Origin of the sequence: Bradyrhizobium sp. ARR65, from assembly GCF_000472385.1 — a bacterium.
Taxonomy (GTDB): Bacteria; Pseudomonadota; Alphaproteobacteria; order Rhizobiales; family Xanthobacteraceae; genus Bradyrhizobium.
Genome location: NZ_AWZU01000048.1, coordinates 41,965 through 63,088 on the forward strand (window position 1 = coordinate 41,965; position 21,124 = coordinate 63,088).

At 63.4% G+C, this 21,124-nt stretch carries 22 protein-coding genes; 15 read left to right on the forward strand and 7 right to left on the reverse strand.

What is annotated here, in order from left to right:
• Window positions 1–137: 137 nt before the first annotated feature.
• From F758_RS0134630 to F758_RS0134685, 12 genes are all read left to right on the forward strand, one after another.
• Window positions 138–614 carry a phasin gene (locus F758_RS0134630; protein WP_024512160.1) on the forward strand — a complete coding sequence of 159 codons (477 nt, stop codon included), beginning with the start codon at window positions 138–140 and terminating at the stop codon, window positions 612–614.
• Between the two features lie 221 nt (window positions 615–835).
• Window positions 836–1,603 (forward strand): esterase/lipase family protein, encoded by a 768-nt coding sequence (locus tag F758_RS0134635; protein ID WP_024512161.1) that lies wholly within the window; start codon window positions 836–838, stop codon window positions 1,601–1,603.
• Between the two features lie 51 nt (window positions 1,604–1,654).
• Window positions 1,655–2,533 carry a phenylacetic acid degradation operon negative regulatory protein PaaX gene (paaX, locus tag F758_RS0134640; protein WP_024512162.1) on the forward strand — a complete coding sequence of 293 codons (879 nt, stop codon included), beginning with the start codon at window positions 1,655–1,657 and terminating at the stop codon, window positions 2,531–2,533.
• Window positions 2,534–2,610: 77 nt separating this feature from the next.
• A complete protein-coding gene (paaA, locus tag F758_RS0134645; RefSeq protein WP_024512163.1) occupies window positions 2,611–3,603 on the forward strand; it encodes a 1,2-phenylacetyl-CoA epoxidase subunit PaaA in 993 nt (330 codons plus the stop codon).
• An 18-nt stretch (window positions 3,604–3,621) separates the two neighbouring features.
• Window positions 3,622–3,909 carry a 1,2-phenylacetyl-CoA epoxidase subunit PaaB gene (gene paaB / locus F758_RS0134650; RefSeq protein WP_024512164.1) on the forward strand — a complete coding sequence of 96 codons (288 nt, stop codon included), beginning with the start codon at window positions 3,622–3,624 and terminating at the stop codon, window positions 3,907–3,909.
• Window positions 3,910–4,030: 121 nt separating this feature from the next.
• On the forward strand, window positions 4,031–4,804 hold the full coding sequence (gene paaC / locus F758_RS0134655; protein ID WP_024512165.1) for a 1,2-phenylacetyl-CoA epoxidase subunit PaaC: 774 nt from the start codon (window positions 4,031–4,033) through the stop codon (window positions 4,802–4,804).
• Entirely contained in the window at window positions 4,798–5,310 is a 513-nt protein-coding gene (paaD, locus tag F758_RS0134660; RefSeq protein WP_024512166.1) for a 1,2-phenylacetyl-CoA epoxidase subunit PaaD, read from the forward strand. Before paaC ends, paaD begins: the two co-directional genes overlap by 7 nt.
• An 81-nt stretch (window positions 5,311–5,391) precedes the next feature.
• Window positions 5,392–6,471 carry a 1,2-phenylacetyl-CoA epoxidase subunit PaaE gene (paaE, locus tag F758_RS0134665; protein WP_024512167.1) on the forward strand — a complete coding sequence of 360 codons (1,080 nt, stop codon included), beginning with the start codon at window positions 5,392–5,394 and terminating at the stop codon, window positions 6,469–6,471.
• 94 nt (window positions 6,472–6,565) lie between these two features.
• Complete coding sequence (paaI, locus tag F758_RS0134670; protein WP_024512168.1) at window positions 6,566–7,024, forward strand: hydroxyphenylacetyl-CoA thioesterase PaaI; 459 nt, start codon at window positions 6,566–6,568, stop codon at window positions 7,022–7,024.
• Window positions 7,025–7,054: 30 nt separating this feature from the next.
• Window positions 7,055–8,386 carry a phenylacetate--CoA ligase PaaK gene (gene paaK, locus F758_RS0134675; RefSeq protein ID WP_024512169.1) on the forward strand — a complete coding sequence of 444 codons (1,332 nt, stop codon included), beginning with the start codon at window positions 7,055–7,057 and terminating at the stop codon, window positions 8,384–8,386.
• A gap of 35 nt (window positions 8,387–8,421) precedes the next feature.
• Window positions 8,422–9,435 (forward strand): quinone oxidoreductase family protein, encoded by a 1,014-nt coding sequence (locus F758_RS0134680; protein ID WP_024512170.1) that lies wholly within the window; start codon window positions 8,422–8,424, stop codon window positions 9,433–9,435.
• Window positions 9,436–9,546: 111 nt separating this feature from the next.
• Window positions 9,547–10,629 (forward strand): YeeE/YedE family protein, encoded by a 1,083-nt coding sequence (locus tag F758_RS0134685; protein ID WP_024512171.1) that lies wholly within the window; start codon window positions 9,547–9,549, stop codon window positions 10,627–10,629.
• A 23-nt stretch (window positions 10,630–10,652) separates the two neighbouring features.
• Here the strand turns inward: F758_RS0134685 and F758_RS0134690 are convergent, their stop codons facing one another.
• Genes F758_RS0134690 through F758_RS0134710 form a run of 5 tightly spaced genes read right to left on the reverse strand, consistent with a single transcriptional unit; the run spans window position 10,653 to window position 15,479 of the window.
• Window positions 10,653–11,876 carry a bifunctional alpha/beta hydrolase/OsmC family protein gene (locus F758_RS0134690; RefSeq protein WP_024512172.1) on the reverse strand — a complete coding sequence of 408 codons (1,224 nt, stop codon included), beginning with the start codon at window positions 11,874–11,876 and terminating at the stop codon, window positions 10,653–10,655.
• A 48-nt stretch (window positions 11,877–11,924) separates the two neighbouring features.
• The gene (locus tag F758_RS0134695; RefSeq protein ID WP_024512173.1) at window positions 11,925–12,587 is read right to left on the reverse strand and encodes a sulfite oxidase-like oxidoreductase; all 663 of its coding nucleotides are present in this window, start codon (window positions 12,585–12,587) and stop codon (window positions 11,925–11,927) included.
• A gap of 15 nt (window positions 12,588–12,602) precedes the next feature.
• Window positions 12,603–13,925 carry an MFS transporter gene (locus F758_RS0134700; RefSeq protein WP_024512174.1) on the reverse strand — a complete coding sequence of 441 codons (1,323 nt, stop codon included), beginning with the start codon at window positions 13,923–13,925 and terminating at the stop codon, window positions 12,603–12,605.
• 39 nt (window positions 13,926–13,964) lie between these two features.
• On the reverse strand, window positions 13,965–15,209 hold the full coding sequence (locus F758_RS0134705) for a cytochrome P450 (protein ID WP_024512175.1): 1,245 nt from the start codon (window positions 15,207–15,209) through the stop codon (window positions 13,965–13,967).
• A gap of 60 nt (window positions 15,210–15,269) precedes the next feature.
• Entirely contained in the window at window positions 15,270–15,479 is a 210-nt protein-coding gene (locus tag F758_RS0134710; RefSeq protein ID WP_024512176.1) for a ferredoxin, read from the reverse strand.
• A gap of 173 nt (window positions 15,480–15,652) precedes the next feature.
• On the opposite strand from F758_RS0134710, the gene F758_RS0134715 reads away from it, so the two are divergent.
• Window positions 15,653–16,300: a TetR/AcrR family transcriptional regulator gene (locus F758_RS0134715; protein ID WP_024512177.1), complete on the forward strand. Its 648-nt coding sequence runs from the start codon at window positions 15,653–15,655 to the stop codon at window positions 16,298–16,300.
• A 94-nt stretch (window positions 16,301–16,394) separates the two neighbouring features.
• Here the strand turns inward: F758_RS0134715 and F758_RS0134720 are convergent, their stop codons facing one another.
• Window positions 16,395–17,816: an amidase gene (locus F758_RS0134720; RefSeq protein ID WP_024512178.1), complete on the reverse strand. Its 1,422-nt coding sequence runs from the start codon at window positions 17,814–17,816 to the stop codon at window positions 16,395–16,397.
• 100 nt (window positions 17,817–17,916) lie between these two features.
• On the opposite strand from F758_RS0134720, the gene F758_RS0134725 reads away from it, so the two are divergent.
• Window positions 17,917–18,768, forward strand: coding sequence for an alpha/beta hydrolase (locus F758_RS0134725; protein ID WP_024512179.1), 852 nt, complete (start codon window positions 17,917–17,919; stop codon window positions 18,766–18,768).
• A gap of 258 nt (window positions 18,769–19,026) precedes the next feature.
• On the opposite strand, the gene F758_RS0134730 is transcribed toward F758_RS0134725, so the two are convergent.
• Window positions 19,027–19,800, reverse strand: coding sequence for an SDR family oxidoreductase (locus tag F758_RS0134730; RefSeq protein ID WP_024512180.1), 774 nt, complete (start codon window positions 19,798–19,800; stop codon window positions 19,027–19,029).
• Window positions 19,801–19,974: 174 nt separating this feature from the next.
• Between F758_RS0134730 and F758_RS0134735 the strand changes: the two genes are divergently transcribed.
• On the forward strand, window positions 19,975–21,054 hold the full coding sequence (locus F758_RS0134735) for a tartrate dehydrogenase (RefSeq protein WP_024512181.1): 1,080 nt from the start codon (window positions 19,975–19,977) through the stop codon (window positions 21,052–21,054).
• Window positions 21,055–21,124 lie beyond the last annotated feature (70 nt).

The following is a 21,124-nucleotide window of genomic DNA, read 5'->3' on the forward strand; positions in this document are numbered from 1 at the left end:
AATGATCACGGATGCGTGATACCGCAATGCAACATATATGTTGCGATGCACAATCAATTTTGGCATAACGAGCGTGTGCCCTGGGCCAATCCGGACGGGGTGAGCCCATAGCTCGAATCTGAGGATGGAGAGAACCTATGACCACTGAGACGAATTCCGTGTTCGACAGTGTGAAGGAAGCCTTCGCGCCCGTCACCGAGGCGTTCAAGAATCTGCAGAACGCGGAAGTTCCCGAAGCCGCCCGCGAGTTCGTGAAGCGTGCGGCCAATACCGCGAAGGAGCGGGTTGCCGAAGCCTATGCCGGCTCGGAGAAGGTGACTGCCGTGATCGAAACCGCCGTTGCTGATTCCATCAGCGAGGCGACCAAGATCGGCCGCAACATTCAGCAGGCGATCTATCAGGACACCGAGGCGTTCTTCGCTGGCATCGACAAGCTGGCCTCCGCCAGGACCTTCAACGAAGCGGTGCAGATCCAGTCGGACCTTGCGCGCGCCAGCGGCGAAACCTTCCTCTCGCGGGCCAAGTCGACCGGCGAGTATTTCGGCAAGCTCGTCGCGAACGGTGCGAAGACCGTGCAGGACAACTTCGCCAAGGCCTACAACAAGACGGCCTGATTGCACTTCAAATCGGCGGATCATTCGCAAGGCCCGCTCCGCGCGGGCCTTTTTTTCTTCGTGCGAGGGGCGCAAGCGACGACGCAATCCAGACAGCCCGCCCCATATGGTCCGCTTGAATGGCGGAGAAGTCGGCCTAGCTAAATTGAAGGCCGCAGAGTGCCCTCATGCATCGGCGCACTCATCCGCCGGAGAGGCGAGATCAAGCGAGAAAATCGAGGATGTCCATCCCCGCGCAAATCCCGCGCCCACCGTCCAAGACTTTGATGCTGCTCGAGGGCAGAGCGATCCACGAACTCGGCGCTTTTATCGGCAGCCTGCCGCTGCTGAGCCTGGCGCCACGCGGCGACGGTCACCCGGTTCTCGTATTGCCGGGTCTTGTCGCTTCGGATCTGTCGACACGGCCGCTGCGCAGCTTTCTGAAGAACCGCGGCTACGCGGTGAGCGGCTGGCGCTTGGGGCGCAACTATGGCCCTCGCGACGGTGTGCACGAGGCCATGGTCGATCTGGTCCGCGAGCTGAACGACGCGCATGGGCGCAAGATCAGCCTGGTTGGCTGGAGCCTTGGCGGTCTCTACGCCAGGCAGCTTGCCAAGATGATGCCGGAACGGGTGCGCAGCGTGATCACGCTGGCAAGCCCCTTCGCGGGCCATCCCAAGGCGACCAATGCCTGGCGCGTGTATGAACTCGTCAGTGGCCGTCGGGCCGACGAGGTCGATCCGCGCTTTGGCTCGCTTGCCGAGCCGCCGCCAGTGCCAACCACCGCGATCTACAGCCGCAGCGACGGCATCTGCGCCTGGCAGGGCTGCATGGAAAAGAAATCGGCCAATTCGGAGAGCATCGAGGTGCAAAGCAGCCATTGCGGGATGGGCTATCATCCCGCGGTCGTCTATGCGATCGCCGATCGCCTGGCGCAGCCGGAGGGCCGCTGGCGGCCGTTCGACCGCAGCGGTTGGCGTGGTCTCCTCTATCCCGATCCACATAGGTAGATCGCTGCGCGACGTTGTGCCTAGGCTGAAAATCGCGGTAAGCGTGGGCGCATGCCGCAGCCTGCCGCGCTCAGTCGCATCATCCATCAGCTCAAGCGCGAGCCCTCGCGCACCGGCTCCATCGTCATCACCGTGTTCGGCGACGCCATCGTGCCGCGCGGCGGCTCGGTGTGGCTCGGGACGCTCCTGGAATTCTTCACGGCCCTCGACATCGATAGCGGCGTGGTGCGCACGGCGATGTCGCGGCTCGCCGCCGACGGCTGGCTGGAACGCGAAAAGGTCGGCCGCAACAGTTTCTACCGATTGGCCGAGAAGGGCAGGGAGACCTTCGCGGCTGCGACGCGGCACATCTACGATCCGCCGCCGTCGGACTGGAGCGGACGCTTCGAACTGCTCTTGATCGCTAATGGCGAGGACCGCGAGGCCTCGCGCGAGGCGCTGAAGAATGCCGGCTTCGGCAGTCCGTTGCCCGGCGTGTGGGTGGCACCGTCAGGCGTTGCCGTTCCGCAGGAGGCGAGTCGCGCCATCCGTCTCGAAGTCTCGGCCGAGGATGACAGCGGCCGGCGGCTCTTGCGCGAGAGCTGGCCGCTCGAACGCACTGCGGACGCCTATCTGAAATTCATGAAGACCTTCGCGCCGCTGCGCGACTGGATCGGCCGCCGTGAGCGGCTCACCGACCTGGATGCCTTCATCGCGCGCATCCTCCTCATCCATTATTACCGCCGCGTGGTGCTGCGCGATCCGCTGCTGCCGGCAAAGCTCCTGCCGCGGGATTGGCCGGGGAGTGCGGCGCGCCAGCTTTGCGGCGAGATCTATCGCGCGCTGCTGATCCCGTCCGAACAATGGCTCGACAGCCACGGAACCAACGAATCCGGGCCGCTGCCGCAGGCGCGCGCGATATTGTCGCGCCGGTTCGCGGTCGCGGATTGACCGATATGTTACAAAAATATCTTGATTGACGATGATTATGATATATATTTCCCTTCAATTAATTTGGGAGGTGCGCCATGTACACCCAGGCGCTGAATACGTCGCATGCGGACGATCGCAGCCTTGAGGATGCCGCGCGCGCCGCGCATTTCCAGGCGCGCGTCGATGCGGAAGAGCGCATCGAGCCGAACGACTGGATGCCGGCCGCCTACCGCAAGACCCTGGTCCGGCAGATCTCCCAACACGCTCATTCAGAGATCGTCGGCATGCTCCCGGAAGGGAACTGGATCACCCGCGCGCCGACCTTGCGCCGCAAGGCGGCGCTGCTCGCCAAGGTTCAGGACGAATGTGGGCACGGGCTTTATCTCTATGCCGCCGCCGAAACGCTCGGCGCCTCGCGCGAGGAACTGGTCGATGCGATGCTGGCCGGAAAAGCGAAGTACTCTTCAATCTTCAATTACCCGACCCTGACCTGGGCGGATATCGGCGTGATCGGCTGGCTGGTCGACGGCGCCGCGATCATGAACCAGATTCCGCTCTGCCGCTGTTCCTATGGCCCTTATGCGCGCGCCATGATCCGGGTCTGCAAGGAAGAATCCTTTCACCAGCGCCAGGGCTACGAGATCATGCTGACGCTTTGCAGCGGCTCCGACGAGCAGAAGGCGATGGCACAGGATGCGCTGAATCGCTGGTGGTGGCCGGTCTTGATGATGTTCGGTCCGCCCGACAAGGCGAGCCAGCACGGCGACACTTCCACCAAATGGAAGATCAAGCGCTTCTCCAATGACGAGCTGCGCCAGAAATTCGTCGATGCCACCGTCCCGCAAGCGCAATTTTTGGGGCTCACCATTCCGGATCCCGGCATGACACAGGATGCGGACGGGCATTGGCGTTACAGCGAGATCGATTGGGATGAGTTCAAGCAGGTGCTCGCCGGCAACGGCCCCTGCAACCGCGACCGTCTGGCGGCGCGGCGCAAGGCGCATGACGAGGGCGCCTGGGTGCGCGAAGCCGCCGCGGCTTACGCGGAAAAGCGCAAATGCCGGCAGGCCGCACAGGCCGCCGAATAGGTCTTGAGGGAGGTCAGCATGGCCACGCCGAACACGCCATTGTGGGAGGTGTTCATCCGTAGCCGCAACGGGCTTGCGCATAAGCATGTCGGCTCTCTGCATGCGAGCGATGCCACCATGGCGCTGCAGGCTGCGCGCGACATCTACACCCGCCGCGGCGAGGGCCTTTCGATCTGGGTGGTGCCGTCGAGCGCGATCACCGCGTCCGATCCGGCTGACAAGGCCATGATGTTCGAGCCGGCGGCGTCCAAGATCTACCGGCATCCGACGTTCTATGAAGTGCCAGAAGAAGTCGGGCATATGTGACTTTCAATCCTCATGGTGAGGAGGCGCGGCAGCGCCGTCTCGAACCATGAGGCCCGGAGCCCATCCTTCGAGACGCCTGCTCACGCGGGCTCCTCAGGATGAGGAAGGAGCAAGTTGATCGATGGTCTCCAATATCCAGGTCTCCGAAACGCCGCTGGTGCTGTACACGCTGCGTCGCGCCGATGACGCGCTGGTCCTCGGGCATCGGCTGTCGGAATGGTGCGGCCACGCGCCGATGCTGGAGGAGGACATGGCCTTGTCAAACATCGCGCTCGATCTCCTCGGCCACGCGCGCGAGCTCTATTCCTACGCTGCCAAGGTCGAGGGCAATGACAACGAAGAGGACAAGCTCGCCTATCTGCGCGACGTCAGGCAATACCGCAACCTGCTGCTGCTCGAACAGCCGAACGGCGATTTTGCGCGCACCATGGTGCGGCAATTGTTCTATTCCGCCTTCGCCGATCTCTATTGGCGCGCCATGACCAGATCGAGCGATGCCACGCTCGCGGCGATCGCGGGCAAATCGGAGAAGGAGAGCGCCTATCATTTGCGCCACTCCTGCGAATGGATCATCCGGCTCGGCGATGGCACAGAGGAAAGCCACGCGCGCACGCAGGCCGCGATCGAGGATCTCTGGGCCTTCACCGGCGAGATGTTTTCGGTCGATGACGCCGAGCGCGGCTTGATCGATAACGGCGCCGCGATCGATCCGGCCGGCTTGCGCCAGCAGTGGCTGACGACAATTTCCGATGTCGTCGGCGAAGCGACTTTGACGCTGCCAAACACTAGCTGGATGCAGCAAGGCGGCCGCAGTGGCCGGCACAGTGAGCATCTCGGCCACCTTTTAAGTGAGCTGCAATATATGCAGCGGACATTTCCGGGTCTGACATGGTAGCCGTGCAGGACAAAGTCGATCACGAAATCGACGACCAGCGACGCGCCTGGGAAGCGGCCGCGAGCGTCGTCGACCCGGAGATTCCGGTTTTGACGATCGCCGATCTCGGCGTGCTGCGGCATGTCGCGGTCGCCGGTGATCGCGTCGAAGTTGCGATCACACCGACCTATTCCGGCTGCCCCGCCATGAACATGATTGCGCTGGAGATCGAGCTGGCCCTGGAGCGCGAGGGGTTTCGCAATCCCAAAGTGCGCACCGTGCTGTCGCCGGCCTGGACGACTGACTGGATGAGCGACGAGGGGCGCCGCAAACTAAGGGAGTTCGGCATCGCGCCGCCTCTGTCTGCGAGCTCGCGCCGCGCGCTGTTTGGTGTGCAGCAGGTGGCTTGTCCGCATTGCGGTTCGGACAACACCGAGCGGCTCTCGGAGTTCGGCTCGACCTCCTGCAAGGCCCTGTGGCGCTGCAAGAGCTGCCGCGAGCCTTTTGATTATTTCAAATGCCATTGACGTCACGCGTGAGACTTTGGGTTGCTTCGTCGCTCCGCTCCTCGCAATGACGCCGGCATGTGTATTGAGAGCAGAATTGTAATGTCCCACGCCCCTCGCTTTCATCGCCTCGCGGTCGACGATCTTCGTCGCGAAACTGCCGATGCAATTTCGCTCACCTTCGCGATCCCTAAAGAGCTCGCCGATGACTATTGTTTCACGCCGGGCCAATACCTCACCCTGCGGACCACGCTGGACGGTGAGGAAGTGCGTCGTTCCTATTCCATCTGCTCCGGCCCCGATGATGGTGAGCTGCGCATCGCCGTGAAGAAGATCGACGGTGGCGCGTTTTCGAACTGGGCCGCGGAGGACTTGAAGAAAGGCGATCAGCTTGACGTGATGACGCCGACCGGCCGCTTCGGGGTCGCGCCATCGGCCGCTGATGCACGCACATATCTCGGCTTTGCCGCAGGCTCCGGTATCACCCCAATTCTGTCCATCATCAAGGGCGTGCTCGCCCGCGAACCGAAGAGCTGCTTCTTCCTGTTTTACGGCAACCGTACCACCGAGGGCATGCTGTTCCGCGAAGCGCTCGAGGAGTTGAAGGACCGTTTCATCGACCGTTTCTCGGTGTTCCACGTGATCTCCGGCGAGGAGCAGGACATCGCGATCCTGCATGGGCGGCTGGACGGCGACAAGGTGAAAGTGTTGCTGCGAGCGATGGTACCGGCCGAAAGTGTCGATCATGTTTTCATCTGTGGCCCGATCGGCATGAGCGAGGAGGTCGAGGCGACTTGCCGCGCGCTCGGCATCGCGGCCGAGCGCATTCATGTCGAGCGCTTCGTCTCCGAATTCGGCGGCAAGCCGCGGCCTAAGGCGCTGGTTTCGGCCTCGGCGCCGCCGAAAGCATTCGCGTCACTGATCATCGACGGGAAGCGCCGCGACGTGCCGGTGGCGGAAGGCGAGGCCATCTTGGATGCTGCGTTGCGCGCCGGTATCGATTTGCCATTTGCCTGCAAGGGCGGCATGTGCTCGACCTGCCGCGCCAAGCTTGTCGAAGGCAAAGCGGAGATGGACAGCAACTATTCGCTGGAGCCGTGGGAGTTAAAAGCTGGATTTGTTCTGACGTGCCAGGCCAAGCCGGTGTCCGAGCGCGTGGTAGTGGACTACGACCACGTCTAAAATATGAGGCGTCGTTGACTCATCGGTCGCTTCGCCGCAGCATGCAATCTCAAGAGGCTTGCTCGAACAAGCCCGAGAATCCGGGGAGTTGTAGGTGAACGTCAAGGCCACACTATCGCCCGACGATCTTGCGCGCGCCTGTGCCGATGCGATGTGGAAGGAGGACGATGCGAGCTCGGGGCTCGGCATGGAAATCCTGAACGTCAAGCCGGGCGAAGCGACGCTCGCCATGACCATCCAGCCGCAGATGGTGAACGGCCAGCGTATCGCCCATGGCGGATTCATCTTCACGCTCGCCGATTCCGCATTTGCCTTTGCCTGCAACAGCCGCAACGAGCGCGCTGTGGCCGCGCACTGCCAGATCAGCTTCATTCGCCCGGCGAAGCTCGGCGATCGCCTCATTGCCGTCGCGCGCGAAATCTCGCGCAATGGACGCTCCGGAATTTACGATGTGCGTGTCACCGCGGGCGACGAGGTGATCGCCGAGTTTCGCGGCCATTCTCGCACCGTTGTAGGGACGTGGCTGCCGGAGAGCGAGAGCAAACAACAATGAAAATGTCTGGGGAACGCCGAGGACAACGAGATGGCTACGACAAGCCTGAAAGTAAGGGCCAGCAGTTATAATCCCGAAATGGATGAGGCGGAGCGCGCCTCGCGCGACGAGATCATAGCGCTGCAGACGCGGCGCCTGAAATGGTCGCTCGCCCATGCCTATGAGAACGTCGCGCACTACAGAAAGGCTTTCGACAAGGCCGGCGTGCATCCTTCCGATTTCGAAGAGCTGTCGGATCTTGCCAAATTCCCGTTCACGTCGAAGACAGACCTGCGCGAAAACTATCCTTTCAACATGTTCGCGGTCCCGCGCGAGAAGCTGGTGCGTGTGCATGCGTCGTCGGGCACGACCGGCAAGCCGATCGTGGTCGGCTACACCAAGGCGGATATCGCAACCTGGTCGAGCGTGATGGCCCGTTCGATCCGCGCCGCTGGCGGCCGGGCCGGCATGATCATCCATAACGCCTATGGCTATGGTCTCTTCACCGGCGGCTTGGGCGTGCATTACGGCGCGGAAGAGCTCGGCTGCACCGTGGTGCCGATCTCTGGTGGCATGACCGAGCGGCAGGTGCAGCTCATCAATGATTTTCGCCCTGATATCATCACGGTGACACCGAGCTACATGCTAGCGATCCTCGATGAGTTCAAGCGCCAGGGCCTCGACCCGCGCAAATCGTCGCTCAAAATCGGTATCTTCGGCGCCGAGCCCTGGACCAACGCGATGCGCGCCGAGATCGAGGACGCCTTCGACATGGATGCGACCGACATTTACGGGCTATCCGAAGTGATCGGTCCGGGCGTCGCGCAGGAATGCGTCGAGACCAAGGATGGTTTGCACATCTGGGAGGACCACTTCTATCCCGAAGTGATCGATCCCGAGACCGGCAAGGTGCTGCCTGACGGCGAGAAGGGCGAACTCGTCTTCACCTCCTTGACCAAGGAGGCTTTTCCGGTGATCCGCTATCGCACCCGCGACCTCACGCGGCTGTTGCCGGGCACCGCGCGGCCCGGCATGCGGCGGATGGAGAAGGTGACGGGACGTTCGGACGATATGATCATCCTGCGCGGGGTCAACCTGTTCCCGACCCAGATCGAGGAGGTGCTGCTCGCGACCGACTGGTGCGGCGGCCATTTCATCCTCGAACTGACCCGCGACGGCCGCATGGATGAACTGACCATCATCGCCGAGTCTCGCCCCGAGAGCTGGGACGGCCGCGGCCTCGTCGAGCACGCCGAGCGGATCACCGCGCATATCAAGAACACCATCGGCATCACCGCCAAGGTGAAGGCGGTCGCGCCGGAGACGCTGGAGCGTTCGCTCGGCAAGGCCAAGCGGGTTTACGACAAGCGCCCGAAGGGGTAACAGCAGCCGGAGTGAGAACTTCCGGAATTCCCCTGATGTCACCAAAGCCCGAACTCCCACCCATTGCGGTCGAAGCGCGCTGCGTGCGGCTGAACGCGAAGGCGGCTGATGCCGCTTCGCTTTCACCGGTGATCGAGCGACGCACGCTGTCGCGCCGTGACAATGAGGTGCTGATCGAGATCAAGGCCGCCGCGGTCAATCCGTCGGACGTGAAGGCCGCGACCGGGCTGATGGCTTACGCCGTGTTCCCGCGTACGCCGGGACGCGACTATGCTGGCGTGGTGATCGATGGCCCGGAAGGGACGATCGGGCGCGAGGTGTTCGGCTCCTCCGGCGACCTCGGTATTCGGCGCGATGGCACTCATGCCACGCATCTCGCCGTCGAAGCCGGGGCCGTGGTCGAGAAGCCGAAGACGGTCTCCTGGGAAGAGGCGGCGGGGATCGGCGTTCCCTTCGTCACCGCGATGGAAGGTTTCCGCCGCGCCGGCATACCGAATGCCGGCGAAACCGTGCTGATCATGGGCGTCAACGGCAAGGTCGGCCAGGCGGCGACACAGATCGCGACGTGGCATGGCGCGCGGGTCATCGGGGTGGTGCGCAAGAACGAAGCCTATGAGGGTCACGCCAACGCAACGATCGAGGTGATCGACGCCTCCGCGACCGATGTCGCCGCGAGGGTGCGAGAGCTGACCGATGGCAAGGGCGCAGCGATCGTCTTCAACACGGTCGGTGATCCCTATTTCCAGGCGGCGCACAAATCGCTCGCCCTCCGCGGCCGGCAGATCCTGATCGCAGCCGTCAATCCGGTCGTGCCGTTCAACATCCTGGAATTCTATCGCGGACAGCATACTTATGTGGGCGTCGATACACTGGCGCTGTCGTCGGTCGCGACTGGTGATGTGTTGCGGGAACTCGCGCCCGGCTTTGCCAGCGGGCACCTGAAGCCGTTTTCGATCAATTCGACTGCGATCTATCCGTTGGAAGACGCCGGGCGCGCCTATCTTGCGGTCGCCGGTTCCTCGCGCGACCGGGTGATCTTGCGGCCGTAATACGCGGTCATTCCGGGGCGATGCGAAGCATCGAACCCGGAATCTCGAGATCCGGGTTCGCCTCTTCGAGGCGCCCCGGAATGACACTGAGAATACTCAGCGGATACTTTGATGGATTCCTCTCACCTCGTCGTTCTCGCCGGCCTCGCCATCGGCCTCATCTACGGCGCGATCGGGCTTGCGAGCGGCTTTTGCCTGATGAGCAGCCTTCGCGGCTGGTGGGCGAAGGGGGACACGCGCCTGGTGCGCACATATGCGCTTGCGATCGCAGTCGCGATTGCCGCCACCCAAACGCTTGCCGCCTACGGCCTCGTCGATCTCGGCAAGTCGATCTATCTGCAGCCGACCTTCTCAGGCCCGCTGATGTTCTTCGGCGGTTTGTTGTTCGGCTACGGCATGGTGATGGCGAACGGCTGTCCCTCCCGCGCGCTGATACTGCTCGGGCGCGGCAACTTGCGCTCCTTCGTCGTGGTCGTCCTGGTCGGCATTTCCGCGGAGGTGACGCTGAAGGGTCTGATTGCGCCGATGCGCATCGCCGCGCTGCAGGTCTCGCAGAGCACCGTCACGGTCACCTCGCTGCCGGCCTGGCTGTCGAGCGTTGGTCTGCACGGCGCGCCGGCGCGGATCGTGGCCGCTGCCGCGATCGGCGCAGCCTTTCTGATCTTCGCCTTCGCGCATCGGCCGTTCCGCCGCGCACCGGACCAGATCGGGGCGGGCATTATGATCGGCCTCCTGGTCGCGGCCGGTTGGTTTGCGACCGGTTATCTCGGCGCCGATGAGTTCAACCCGGTGCCGATAACTTCGCTGACTTTCATCGCGCCGATCGCCGACGCGTTGCAGTACGTGATGTTGTCGACCGGTCTCACGTTGAATTTCGGCATAGCCACCGTTGCCGGCGTGTTCGCCGGCAGTGTTGCGACCGCGCTCGTGACCGGGCGTTTCCGCCTGGAAGGTTTCAGCTCGCCGCGCCACATGTTGCGGTCGGCGGGCGGGGCGGTGCTGATGGGCGCGGGCGGCGCAATGGCCCTTGGCTGCTCGGTCGGGCAGGGGTTGACCGGGCTGTCGACGCTGGCGCTCGCCTCTTTCATTGCGGTGGCCGGCATTCTGGCGGGGACGGCCGCGGGCCTGCGCGGCGCGCTGCGGGTGCGGCCGCTAACGCCCATGATCGAAGCGCAATCAAGCCCATGGACCTGAAGCGCCAGGCCGCCGGATCTTTGTCAATCGGCGGGCCTGGTCAGGATGCGGACTTCGGACGTCAGCGTGCGGTGCACCGGGCATTTGTCCGCGATCTCCATCAGTCGCTTGCGCTGCTCGGTATCGAGCGCGCCTTCGATGCCGATCACCCGGTCGATCTGGTCCAGCAGGCCGATCTTGGTCTCGCACTCGGCGCAGTCCTCCGCGTGAATCTTGCTGTGGGCAAGCGTCACGGTGACGCGGTCGAGCGGCAGAGCCTTGCGTTCGGCATAGAGCCGCATGGTCATGGAGGTGCAGGCCCCTAACGCCGCCAGCAGGAAGTCGTACGGCCCCGGTCCTGAGTCCTCGCCGCCCGCCGCAATCGGCTCGTCAGCAAGCAATTGATGCGGCCCGACGGCGATGGTCTGCTGGAATTTGCTCTCGCGCGTTTCGCGCACCACGACGTGGCGCGGCACCTCGCCGAGGTTCAAGGTCGCCGCGGGACCGGCGGGCTCCAGATATCGGCTCGCCCAGGCTGCGATGACATCGGCGACGTAGGTCGCATCGCGCCGGATGGTCAGCAGATGATCGGCATCGTCAAGCGAGACAAAGCTCTTCGGATGCTTGGCCGCGAGAAAGATGCGCGTGGCATTCTCGATCCCGACGGTGTCGTCTGTCGGCGCATGCATGACCAGGAGCGCCTTGCGCAGATGCGCAATGTGCCGCATCAGTTCATGCTCGGCGACATCGTCGAGGAATTCGCGCGTGATGGGGAACGGGCGACCGGCGAGAGAGACTTCGGCCCGGCCGTTTGCCCTGATGTCCTCGAGACGATCCTTGAACAGGCCGGTGACATGGTTCGGATCGGAGGGCGCGGCGATGGTGACCACGCCGAGCGCCTCCGGGATCTTTTCCGCCGCGGCCAGCATGGCGGCGCCACCCAGGCTATGGCCGATCAGGATCGCCGGTGCTTTCCGCGTTTCGCGCAAATGATCGGCGGCGTGCACGAGATCAGCGACATTGGAAGAAAAGGTGGAATTGGCGAAATCGCCTTCGCTGGACCCGAGCCCGGTGAAGTCGAACCGCAGCACGGCGATGCCCTTGGCGGCAAGCGCCACCGCGATCCGCTTCGCCGCCAGCACGTCCTTGCCGCAGGTGAAGCAATGCGCGAACAGCGCGTAGGCGATGGGCGCACGATCGGGCAGGTCGAGCGTTGCCGCGAGCTGGTGGCCGCCTTCGCCTTTGAATTGGAAGCGTTCGCTCGGCATGAGCTCCTCCCGCTTGGTTTCACCTCTCCCGGTGAGAGGTGAAAGGCGTCAATCGCCGGAATAGCGTTGCTCGGCCCAGGGGTCGCCGCGGTTATGATAGCCGCGCACTTCCCAGTAGCCCGGCGCGTCCTTGTCGAGGAATTCGATCGCTTGTAGCCATTTCGCACTTTTCCAGAAATAGAGATGCGGCACCACCAGCCGCACCGGGCCGCCATGTTCGGACGAGAGCGGCTGACCCGACCAGCTATGGGCGAGCAGCGCGTCCTCGGCGGCGAAATCCTCCAACGCCAGATTGGTGGTGTAGCCGTCGTAGGAGTGAAGCACGACGAAGCGCGCGTCCTCGCGGGGCTGGCAGGCCGTGAGCAGGTCTTGCGTCGCGAGCCCTTCCCATTGGTTATCGTAACGCGACCAGGTCGTGACGCAGTGAATATCGGAGGTGAATTGCCTCTGCTGCTGCGCCATGAACTGGGCGAAATCCCAGAAGATCGGCTGCTCGACCGCGCCGTAGACGTCGAGCCGCCAGCGCTCCCGCGAAATTTCCGGCGTCAGTCCGAGATCGAGCACCGGCCAATCCCGAGTCAAATGCTGCCCGGGCGGCAGGCGCTGTTCCTCGGGACGACTGACCTTCCCGGTGAGGAAGCGACCCTCCTGGGCCCAGCGCTGCTTGGTGCGGGTCAGCTTGCTCTCGGGGGGCTCGTTCTCATCGGCCATTTCCTGCGGCCTCCGCTATTCGTGCCGGTGCATTGCCGATTCGTGCTTGGTGTCGCGCATCGTCGAGTAGATCAGCAGCGAAAGGAAGATGATGCCGCTCAGATAATAGTAGAACCAGGTCTCGTGCCCGATGCTTTTGAAATAGAGCGCAATCGCCGGCGCCGTGCCGCCGAACACCGACACCGTGATGGCGTAAGGTAGCCCAACCCCGAGCGCGCGGACATTGGTGGGGAACAATTCGGCCTTCACAATGGCGTTGATCGAGGTGTAGCCCGCCACGAAGATCCAGGCCGCGCAGATCAGAAGGAACACGATGAACGGCGACTTGGTCTCCTTCAGCGTCATCAGGATCGGAACGGTCGCAAGCGTGCCGACGATGCCGAAGAACACCAGCAGCGGCTTGCGGCCGATCTTGTCCGACAGCGCGCCATAGGTCGGCTGCAAGAGCGTCGCGAACACCAGCGTGCCGAAGATCACGATCGTCGTTTGATCCTCGGTGAGCCCGACCGAAAGCTTTACAAACGTCTGCATATAGGTCGTGAAGGTGTAGAACGCCGCTGTGCCGCCGGCCGTGAGACCGACGACGAGCAACAGCTCACGCGGATAGCGGAAGAGGTCGCGTAGCGAGCCCCTCGGCTTGACGGCTTTCTTGGCTTCGATGAAAGCCTCGGTCTCATGCAGGTTGCGCCGCATCACCGCGGTGAAGATCGCGAGCAAGGCGCCGATGACGAAGGGGATGCGCCAGCCCCAGGTCTTGAGCTGCTCAGGCGTGAGAAACACCTTCTGCAGCAACAGCAGCACGATGATCGCAGTGAGCTGGCCGCCGATCAGGGTGACGTATTGGAAGCTGGAATAGAAGCCGCGGTGCTTGGCGTCGGCGACCTCGCTCAAATAGGTGGCGCTCGCGCCGTATTCTCCCCCTAAGCTCAGGCCTTCGATGACGCGGGCGAGCGCCAGGATCGCCGGCGCGGCAAGGCCAATCGAGGCATAGGTCGGCGTCACCGCGATCACGAGCGAGCCGAAGCACATGCACAGCACCGAGAGCGTCAGCGACAGTCGCCGGCCGAAATGGTCGGCCAGATAGCCGAACAGCCAGCCGCCGAGCGGCCGCATCAGGAAGGTGGCGGCGAACAGCACGGCCGCGTTGAGCTGCTGCACCACCGGGTCGGCGGCGGGAAAGAACGCCGGCGCGAAGTACAACGCGAAAGCGGTGTAGGCGTAGAAATCGTACCACTCGACGAGGTTGCCGGCCGAGCCGATGAAGATCGCACGAACCCGGCGCTCGACGTCGGCGACGTCGAGTTTCTCGGGGGCCCGGGTTAGTGTTTGATCTGTCATTGTCGGGCCTCCGAATGCCTTGTTGTGGGTTTCGGGGCCTCAGGTAGCCTTTTCGAATAGGATCGGCAACTGTCTGGGTCCGCGCACCGTGCCCTCCGACCACGTCACCTTGCCGGCCGGGTCGAGCCAGAAGTTAGGAATGCGCTTCAGCCATTCCTGAAGCGCAACCGTCATTTCCATCCGCGCCAGATTGGAGCCGATGCAGCGGTGAATGCCCAACCCGAAGGCAGCATGCGGGTTGCTCTTGCGGTCGAGCACGATCTTGCCGGCATCGGGGAAGACGGCGGGATCGCGGTTGGCCGCCGGGAACGACAGCAGCACCATATTGCCGGGCTTGACCGGGCAGCCGGCGATCGTGGTCTCCTTCATCACCTCGCGTGCCATGGTCACGGGCGAATAGGCTCGCAGCAGTTCCTCAACCGCCGTCGGCATCAGTTCCGGCTCGCTCACCAGCCGCTCGCGGTCGGCAGGCGTCTTCGCCAGATGCCAGAGTGAGGCGCCGATCGCGCTCCAGGTGGTGTCGATGCCGGCGATCAGCAGCAGCCGCAAGCTGCCCAGGACATGCGTGTCGTCGAGCGGCTGGCCGTCCTTGCCCTTGGCGCGCATGAGGGTGGTGATCAGGTCGTCGCTCGGTCGCTGCTTGCGCTCTTCGATATGGGCGGCGAAATAGGCGGTCATCTCCTGCACCGCCTGCTTCAGCATGCCTTCGTCCTTGATGCTGAGCTCGAGGATCATGTGGATCCAGTTGATGAAGAGATCGCCGTCCTTCTCGGGGATGCCGAGCATGTGGCAGATCGTGCGCACCGGGACGTGCTTGGTGTAGCGCGCGGCCGCGTCGCACTGGCCGTCGGAGATGAATTCGTCGATCAACTCATTGCAGATCGCGCGCACCCGCGGCTCAAGCTTCTTCATGGCATCGGGGGTGAAGGGCGGCAGCAGGAGCTGCTTGGCAGACTTGTGCTCGGGCGGGTCGGAGGTGATCGGCGGCGCGGCATTCTTCTGGATCTCGGGGCGCTCGTCGCGGACGATGATGCGGCGCGAGGAGAAATGTTCGGTATCGTGCGCGATCTGTTTCACCGCCTGATAGCTGGTCGGCAGATAGCAGCCCTGAAAGCGCTTGGTGTGCACCACGGGGCACGTCGCGCGTAACTCGTCCCAGATGGGAAATGGGTCTTCGATCCAGCGCGGGTCGGTGTGGTCGAAATCGTGCACCCAGTCCGTGACGGGCGGATGCTCAGGGAGGACGCGGTCGGAGTCAGGCAAGGCGTGGGCGGAGTCGGACATTAGGGCTTCCTCTTGCTTCGTTCGCTCTGGCTCAATCGAGGGAAGTTTCCGAGGAGGTTCTCACTCCTCGATGACGTCGATCGCGATTTCCGGGCAGTTCGCCTTCGCAAGCCAGGCCTTGTCCTCGAGCCCCGCCGGCACCCTACCGTCGCCGTGCTCATGCGCGTTGCCGTATTCGTCGAGATCGAACAATTCGGGCGCCAGCGCTTTGCAGCGGGCGTGCCCCTGACACTTGTCGGGATCTACGTGGACTTTCAGTGTCGCGGACATTCGAACGTTTCCTCGGTGATCATGCGCGCCTTTTGGCGCGGGCGTATTGTGGTTTTGTCGGCGGCACGGGTCCGTCGTCGTGCCGCTTGTGCTGCACCGCCAAGTTATAGCATATTACATTCGGCCAGGCCTCGTCCTGTCAAGCCAAATAGTTGGGAGATCACCATAACGCGATGTCGCAGCCGCTCGCGCGCAAGCCGCTCAACGCTTATCATCACGGCGACCTCCGCGAGGCGCTGATCAAGGCCGCGCTGGAGGAGGTGGAGAGAAGCGGTCCCGAAGCCGTCAGCCTCAAAGCGCTTTCGAAAAAGCTCGGCGTGTCGCAGCCGGCGCCTTACCGTCACTTTGCCGACCGCGAGGCGTTGCTCGTGGCAGCCGCGGCGGAGGCCTTTCGCCAATTCAGCGCGGAACTTCGCGGCATCATCGACAAGCCCTCGAAACGTTCAAAGCTGTCGCGCTTCGCGCGCGCCACGCTGGAATTCGGCCTGCGCCGCAACGGCATCTATCGGTTGATGTTTGCCTCGCGCGTGATGGCTTGCTCGGCAAAGGACAGCGAGCTTCATGTGGCGGGACGGGAAACCTTTGCGCTGCTCGTAGAAGCACTGGAAGCGCCGGCCGTCGGCCTCTTACGCGAACGCTATGCGCTCAAGATCTGGGCCTCGCTGCATGGCGTGATCACGCTGGCCGAACAGGGCCTGTGGACCGGCCAGATCGCCGGCGCCACGCGTGAGGAACTGGTCGAGGATATCGTTGCGGAGACGAAGCTGGCGCTGACGGCTGCGATCGAGGCGGCGCAGCGCGATGGCGAAGTGAGGGCCTGAGACGAGCTGCGCTCCCGCCTCACGATGACGGGCTTCATGTTGTGCGCGCTGCAGTTCAAGGCCTGCAACACCAGGGCGCTTTAACCGCGGTTATTCACCTCGGCTCCCTCGGATCAATGGGCGTGGTGCCGCGCAGGCCCAAAATATCCTCCAGCACTTTGGCGCCGGCGAGAACCTGCGCTTCGCCGCGCGGCGGACCGACGATCTGCAGGCCGACCGGCAGGCCCAAATTGGTGAAGCCGCAGGGCAGGGATAGCGCGGGGCAGCAGGCGAGCGTGATCGCGTAGACGATGCCGAGCCACTGCACGTAATTGTCGAACTTCTTCCCGGCGCATTCGGCGACGTAGCGGTTTTGCACCGGGAACGGCGCGACGATCGTCGTCGGCGCCAGCAGCAGATCGTAGGTCTTGAAGAATTCCACCGCGCGCGCCGTCATCGCGACGCGCTGGGCTTCGGCGCGTTGAATCTGCTCGACCGTCAGCTTCAGTCCTTCCTCGATGTTCCAGATCACCTCGGGCTTGAGCAGGTCGCGATGTTTGCGCAAGAGCGCGGCTTTGCTGATCGCGAAATCAAAGGCGCGCAGCACGTGGAAGCATTCATGGGCCTCGCTGAGATCGGGATGAGCTTCCTCGACGATGCAGCCGGCCTCCGTGAAACGCTCTGCCGCCTTGCGGGTGATCGCGGCGACTTCGGGATCGACTGGGGTAATCCCGAGATCGGGGGAATACGCCACGCGCTTTGGCTTGTTGCCGGATCTCGCCGCGGACAGAAACGATGACGAAAGCGCGGGCAGCGAAAGTGGATCGGCCGGGTGTTCGCCGCTCATCGCGTCCAAAAGCAGCGCCAGGTCCTCGACATTGCGCGCCATCGGACCTTGCACGCCGAGCGTGCGGTCGAGCTTGAACTTTGGCGTATGCGCGACGCGGCCGATGCTCGGCCGCATCCCGACCACACCGCAGAAGCTCGCCGGATTGCGCAACGAGCCGCCCATATCAGAGCCGTGCGCCAGCCAGGCCATGCCGGTGGCGAGCGCGACCGCCGCGCCGCCGGACGAGCCGGCTGCCGAGCGTGACGTGTCGAAGGGGTTGAGCGTGGCGCCGAACACCTCGTTGAACGTGTTGGCGCCGGCGCCGAATTCCGGCGTGTTCGACTTGGCGTAAACCACGGCGCCATTGTCTTCGAGACGTTCGACCAGGATGTCCGAGCGCGCCGAGACATGGTCCTTGAAAATGGGAGACCCTTGCGTGTTGCGCACGCCCGCGACGTCGCTGAGGTCCTTGATCGGCATCGGAAGGCCAGCGAGCAGGCCGCGCTCGGAGACCGGCTTTCTCATCAGTGCCTTGGCGTGCTCGCGCGCGCGCTCGATGCAGAGGATGGGCAGCGCATTCACCTTGCCGTCGACCTCGGCGATCCGCTTTTCCAAGACGTCGAGCAGATCGACCGGGCTTACTTCACCGGTCTTCAACTTGGCGACGACGTCACAGGCGCTCTGGCGGATCAATTCCTGCTGGCTCACTTCATCTCTCCGTTCGCTCCGCACTTCACAAGCGGACCAGCTAGTCCTGTAGAACATTTTGCGGCAGAGTGGCAACGCACGACGTATCGGAGATTTCGGCATGACGATGCCACTCGATGCGCCAGACTGGCGCGAAATGAACCAGGACGAGCTCGACCGTGGCCTCAACAACAGCCTTGCGGTTGCCGACAGCGGCGAGATCGTCGCTACCTGGGAGCGCCGCTCGGCGGAGCTGCGCAAGCGCCACCCGGACTACATCGATCTCCGTTACGGCCCGCGCGAGCGCAATCGGATCGACTTCCTCAAGGCCGCAGATCGCGCGCCGACGCTGCTGTTCATTCACGGCGGTTATTGGCAGATGCGGGCGAAGGAAGCCTTTACGCTGGTTGCGGAAGGGCCGATGGCGCACGGCATCAATGTGGCGCTGATCGGTTACACGCTCGCGCCTGACGCGACGCTCGACGAGATCGTTGCGGAGATTCACGCCGGGATCGATTTTCTTTCCGCGCAACTGCCTGTGCTTGGCGGCGACGGCAAAGGCATCGTCGTCTCCGGCTGGTCCGCCGGCGGCCATCTCGCGGCGATGGCGCTGGCGCATCCGAAAGTCGCGGCAGGGCTCGGCATCAGCGGGATCTACGAGCTCGAGCCGATCCGCCACAGTTATCTCAACGCCAAGCTGGGGCTCGACGAGCCTGCCTCACGGCGCAACTCGCCGGCGACGCAGGACAGCGGGCCCGCAAAGCCATTGTCGCTGGTCGTCGGCTCGAGCGAGCTGCCGCTCTTGCGCAAGCAGACTGCGGATTTTGCCTGTTACCGTGCCAGCCACGGCTTGCCGGTGACTTACGAAGAGATCCTCGGCGCCAATCATTTTACGATCATGAATGAAATGATTTCGCCGGCGGGGCGGATCACGACGCTGATCAGGCAGTTGCTCGAGCGGCCGGCCGCTTAGGCCGTCCATTGCGAGGGGCGAAGCGACGAAGCAATCCAGAGGTGCGCGTGCGGCCCTGGATGGCGTCGCGGAGCCCGTCATCGGGCGCGCGTTCGCGCGATCCGGTGGCTCGCAAGGTCGGCGGGCGGGGCGAACCACTTCCGTCATTCCGGGGCGATGCGACAGCATCGAACCCGGAATCTCGAGGTTCCCCGATGCGCAATTGCGCATCTGAGGTCTGGTGCTGACGCGCCATCCCGGAGAACGACGATGAGAACTTCACCACCCCGCGCTAATGCCGCCATCCACCGTGAAGATCACGCCCGACGTATAGCCGGAACGATCGGACGCCAGGAACGCCATGAGGTCGCCGATCTCGCGCGCATGTGCGGGCCGGCCGAGCGGTAGGCCTTTCTGGAACTCGGTATAGCGGCTTTCGTCGCCGAATTGATTCTTGGCCCGGGTCTTGAGTAGCGTTACGTGTCGATCGGTGCCGACCGGACCCGGATTGATGCCGACGACGCGGATATTGTCGGCGAGGCTCTTGCTGCCGAGCGCGCGGGTGAAGGCCATCAGCGCGGCATTGCCGGCGCTGCCGCAGATATAGTTGGCATCGAACTTCTCCCCGGCCGCACCGATATCGTTGACGATGACGCCGCCGCCACGCGCCTTCATCTGCGCATAGACCGCGCGCGTCAGGTTGATGTAGCCGAACACCTTGAGATCCCAGGCGTGGCGCCAGGTCGCCTCGTCGATCTTGTCGATGGAGCCGCCGGGGATATCGCCCGCATTGTTGACGAGGATGTCGATGTCGGACGCGTCCTTCGCGAGGCGGGCGACATCCTCGGCTTTGCGCAAATCGACCACATGGGTGGTGGCGTCGATCTGATGCGCCGAGCGCAGGCGCTCTGTGAGCGCCTTGAGCTGGTCGCCGCTGCGGGCCGCCAGGCGCAGATGACAGCCTTCTTCGGCAAAGGCTTCGGCCGCCGCGGCTCCGATGCCCTTTGAAGCGCCGGTGATCAGGACGCGCTTGCCGCGCAGATGCAAATCCATGGGTGTGCTCGCTGAATGGGAGGGATTTGTTCAGCAAAACCGTTAGGCGGTGCCGGATCAAGCGGTCAACATTGCACTGCAGCGTTGCGCGCGGGTCAAGTTTGGTCCATTGCAATTTGCGTCAACGCAGGGCCTCGCCGGCTCAAGCCCAAATTTGTCTCAAGGAAACTCTCGATGAGTAGCGCAAAGAAACAATATCGGATCGCGGTCATCCCCGGTGACGGCATCGGCAAGGAGGTGATGCCGGAGGGTCTGCGGGTGCTGGAGGCGGCGGCGAAAAAGCACGGCGTGTCCGTGCAGTTCGATCATTTCGATTTCGCTTCCTATGACTATTACGCCAGGCACGGCCAGATGATGCCGGACGACTGGAAGGAGAAGATCGGCAAGCATGATGCGATCTATTTCGGCGCAGTAGGCTGGCCGGCCAAAATCCCCGATCACATTTCCTTGTGGGGCTCGCTGATCAAGTTCCGGCGAGAATTCGATCAATACGTCAATCTGCGCCCCGTGCGGCTGATGCCGGGCGTGCCGTCGCCGCTGGCCAACCGCAAGCCGGGGGATATCGATTTCTGGGTGGTGCGCGAAAATACCGAAGGCGAATATTCCTCGATCGGCGGGCGGATGTTCCCGGATACCGAGCGCGAGTTCGTGGTCCAGGAAACCGTAATGACGCGGGTCGGCGTCGATCGCATCCTGAAGTTCGGCTTCGAACTCGCACAGTCGCGGCCGAAGAAGCACCTCACCGCAGCGACGAAGTCGAACGGCATCTCCATCACCATGCCCTATTGGGACGAGCGCGTGGAGGCGATGGCCAAGAAATATCCTGGCGTGAAGTGGGACAAGTACCACATCGACATTCTCACGGCGAATTTCGTGCTGCATCCGGACTGGTTCGACGTCGTGGTCGGCACCAACCTGTTCGGCGACATCCTCTCCGACCTTGGCCCGGCCTGCACCGGCACGATCGGCATCGCGCCATCGGGCAATATCAATCCGGAAGGCGATTTCCCCTCCGTGTTCGAGCCGGTGCACGGCTCCGCGCCCGATATTGCGGGCCAGGGCATTGCCAACCCGATCGGCATGATCTGGTCGGGCGCGATGATGCTGGAGCATCTCGGCGAGAAAGCCGCAGGCGAAGCGATCGTCACCGCGATCGAGCGCACCCTCGGCGAACGCACGCTGCGCACCCGCGATCTCGGCGGCAACGCCGACACGACCGCCTGCGGCAAGGCGGTCGCGGAGATGGTGGAGTAGGAGGCTGGTTGCTTGCGTCATGGCCGGGCTTGTCCCGGCGAGCCAATCGCTTTATGCCGTCTATGTGGAG

Bases quoted from the DNA above. Each gene is read 5' to 3' on its own strand.
- F758_RS0134735 (WP_024512181.1), top strand. From the start codon at position 19,975: ATGAGTAGCGCAAAGAAACAATATCGGATCGCGGTCATCCCCGGTGAC.
- F758_RS0134680 (WP_024512170.1), top strand. From the start codon at position 8,422: ATGTCACCAAAGCCCGAACTCCCACCCATTGCGGTCGAAGCGCGCTGC.
- F758_RS0134730 (WP_024512180.1), bottom strand. From the start codon at position 19,800: ATGGATTTGCATCTGCGCGGCAAGCGCGTCCTGATCACCGGCGCTTCA.
- paaA (WP_024512163.1), top strand. From the start codon at position 2,611: ATGTACACCCAGGCGCTGAATACGTCGCATGCGGACGATCGCAGCCTT.
- F758_RS0134725 (WP_024512179.1), top strand. From the start codon at position 17,917: ATGACGATGCCACTCGATGCGCCAGACTGGCGCGAAATGAACCAGGAC.
- paaB (WP_024512164.1), top strand. From the start codon at position 3,622: ATGGCCACGCCGAACACGCCATTGTGGGAGGTGTTCATCCGTAGCCGC.
- F758_RS0134710 (WP_024512176.1), bottom strand. From the start codon at position 15,479: ATGTCCGCGACACTGAAAGTCCACGTAGATCCCGACAAGTGTCAGGGG.
- paaC (WP_024512165.1), top strand. From the start codon at position 4,031: ATGGTCTCCAATATCCAGGTCTCCGAAACGCCGCTGGTGCTGTACACG.
- F758_RS0134635 (WP_024512161.1), top strand. From the start codon at position 836: ATGTCCATCCCCGCGCAAATCCCGCGCCCACCGTCCAAGACTTTGATG.
- F758_RS0134630 (WP_024512160.1), top strand. From the start codon at position 138: ATGACCACTGAGACGAATTCCGTGTTCGACAGTGTGAAGGAAGCCTTC.
- F758_RS0134715 (WP_024512177.1), top strand. From the start codon at position 15,653: ATGTCGCAGCCGCTCGCGCGCAAGCCGCTCAACGCTTATCATCACGGC.
- F758_RS0134685 (WP_024512171.1), top strand. From the start codon at position 9,547: ATGGATTCCTCTCACCTCGTCGTTCTCGCCGGCCTCGCCATCGGCCTC.
- F758_RS0134700 (WP_024512174.1), bottom strand. From the start codon at position 13,925: ATGACAGATCAAACACTAACCCGGGCCCCCGAGAAACTCGACGTCGCC.
- paaK (WP_024512169.1), top strand. From the start codon at position 7,055: ATGGCTACGACAAGCCTGAAAGTAAGGGCCAGCAGTTATAATCCCGAA.
- F758_RS0134690 (WP_024512172.1), bottom strand. From the start codon at position 11,876: ATGCCGAGCGAACGCTTCCAATTCAAAGGCGAAGGCGGCCACCAGCTC.
- F758_RS0134695 (WP_024512173.1), bottom strand. From the start codon at position 12,587: ATGGCCGATGAGAACGAGCCCCCCGAGAGCAAGCTGACCCGCACCAAG.
- paaE (WP_024512167.1), top strand. From the start codon at position 5,392: ATGTCCCACGCCCCTCGCTTTCATCGCCTCGCGGTCGACGATCTTCGT.
- paaX (WP_024512162.1), top strand. From the start codon at position 1,655: ATGCCGCAGCCTGCCGCGCTCAGTCGCATCATCCATCAGCTCAAGCGC.
- paaD (WP_024512166.1), top strand. From the start codon at position 4,798: ATGGTAGCCGTGCAGGACAAAGTCGATCACGAAATCGACGACCAGCGA.
- F758_RS0134705 (WP_024512175.1), bottom strand. From the start codon at position 15,209: ATGTCCGACTCCGCCCACGCCTTGCCTGACTCCGACCGCGTCCTCCCT.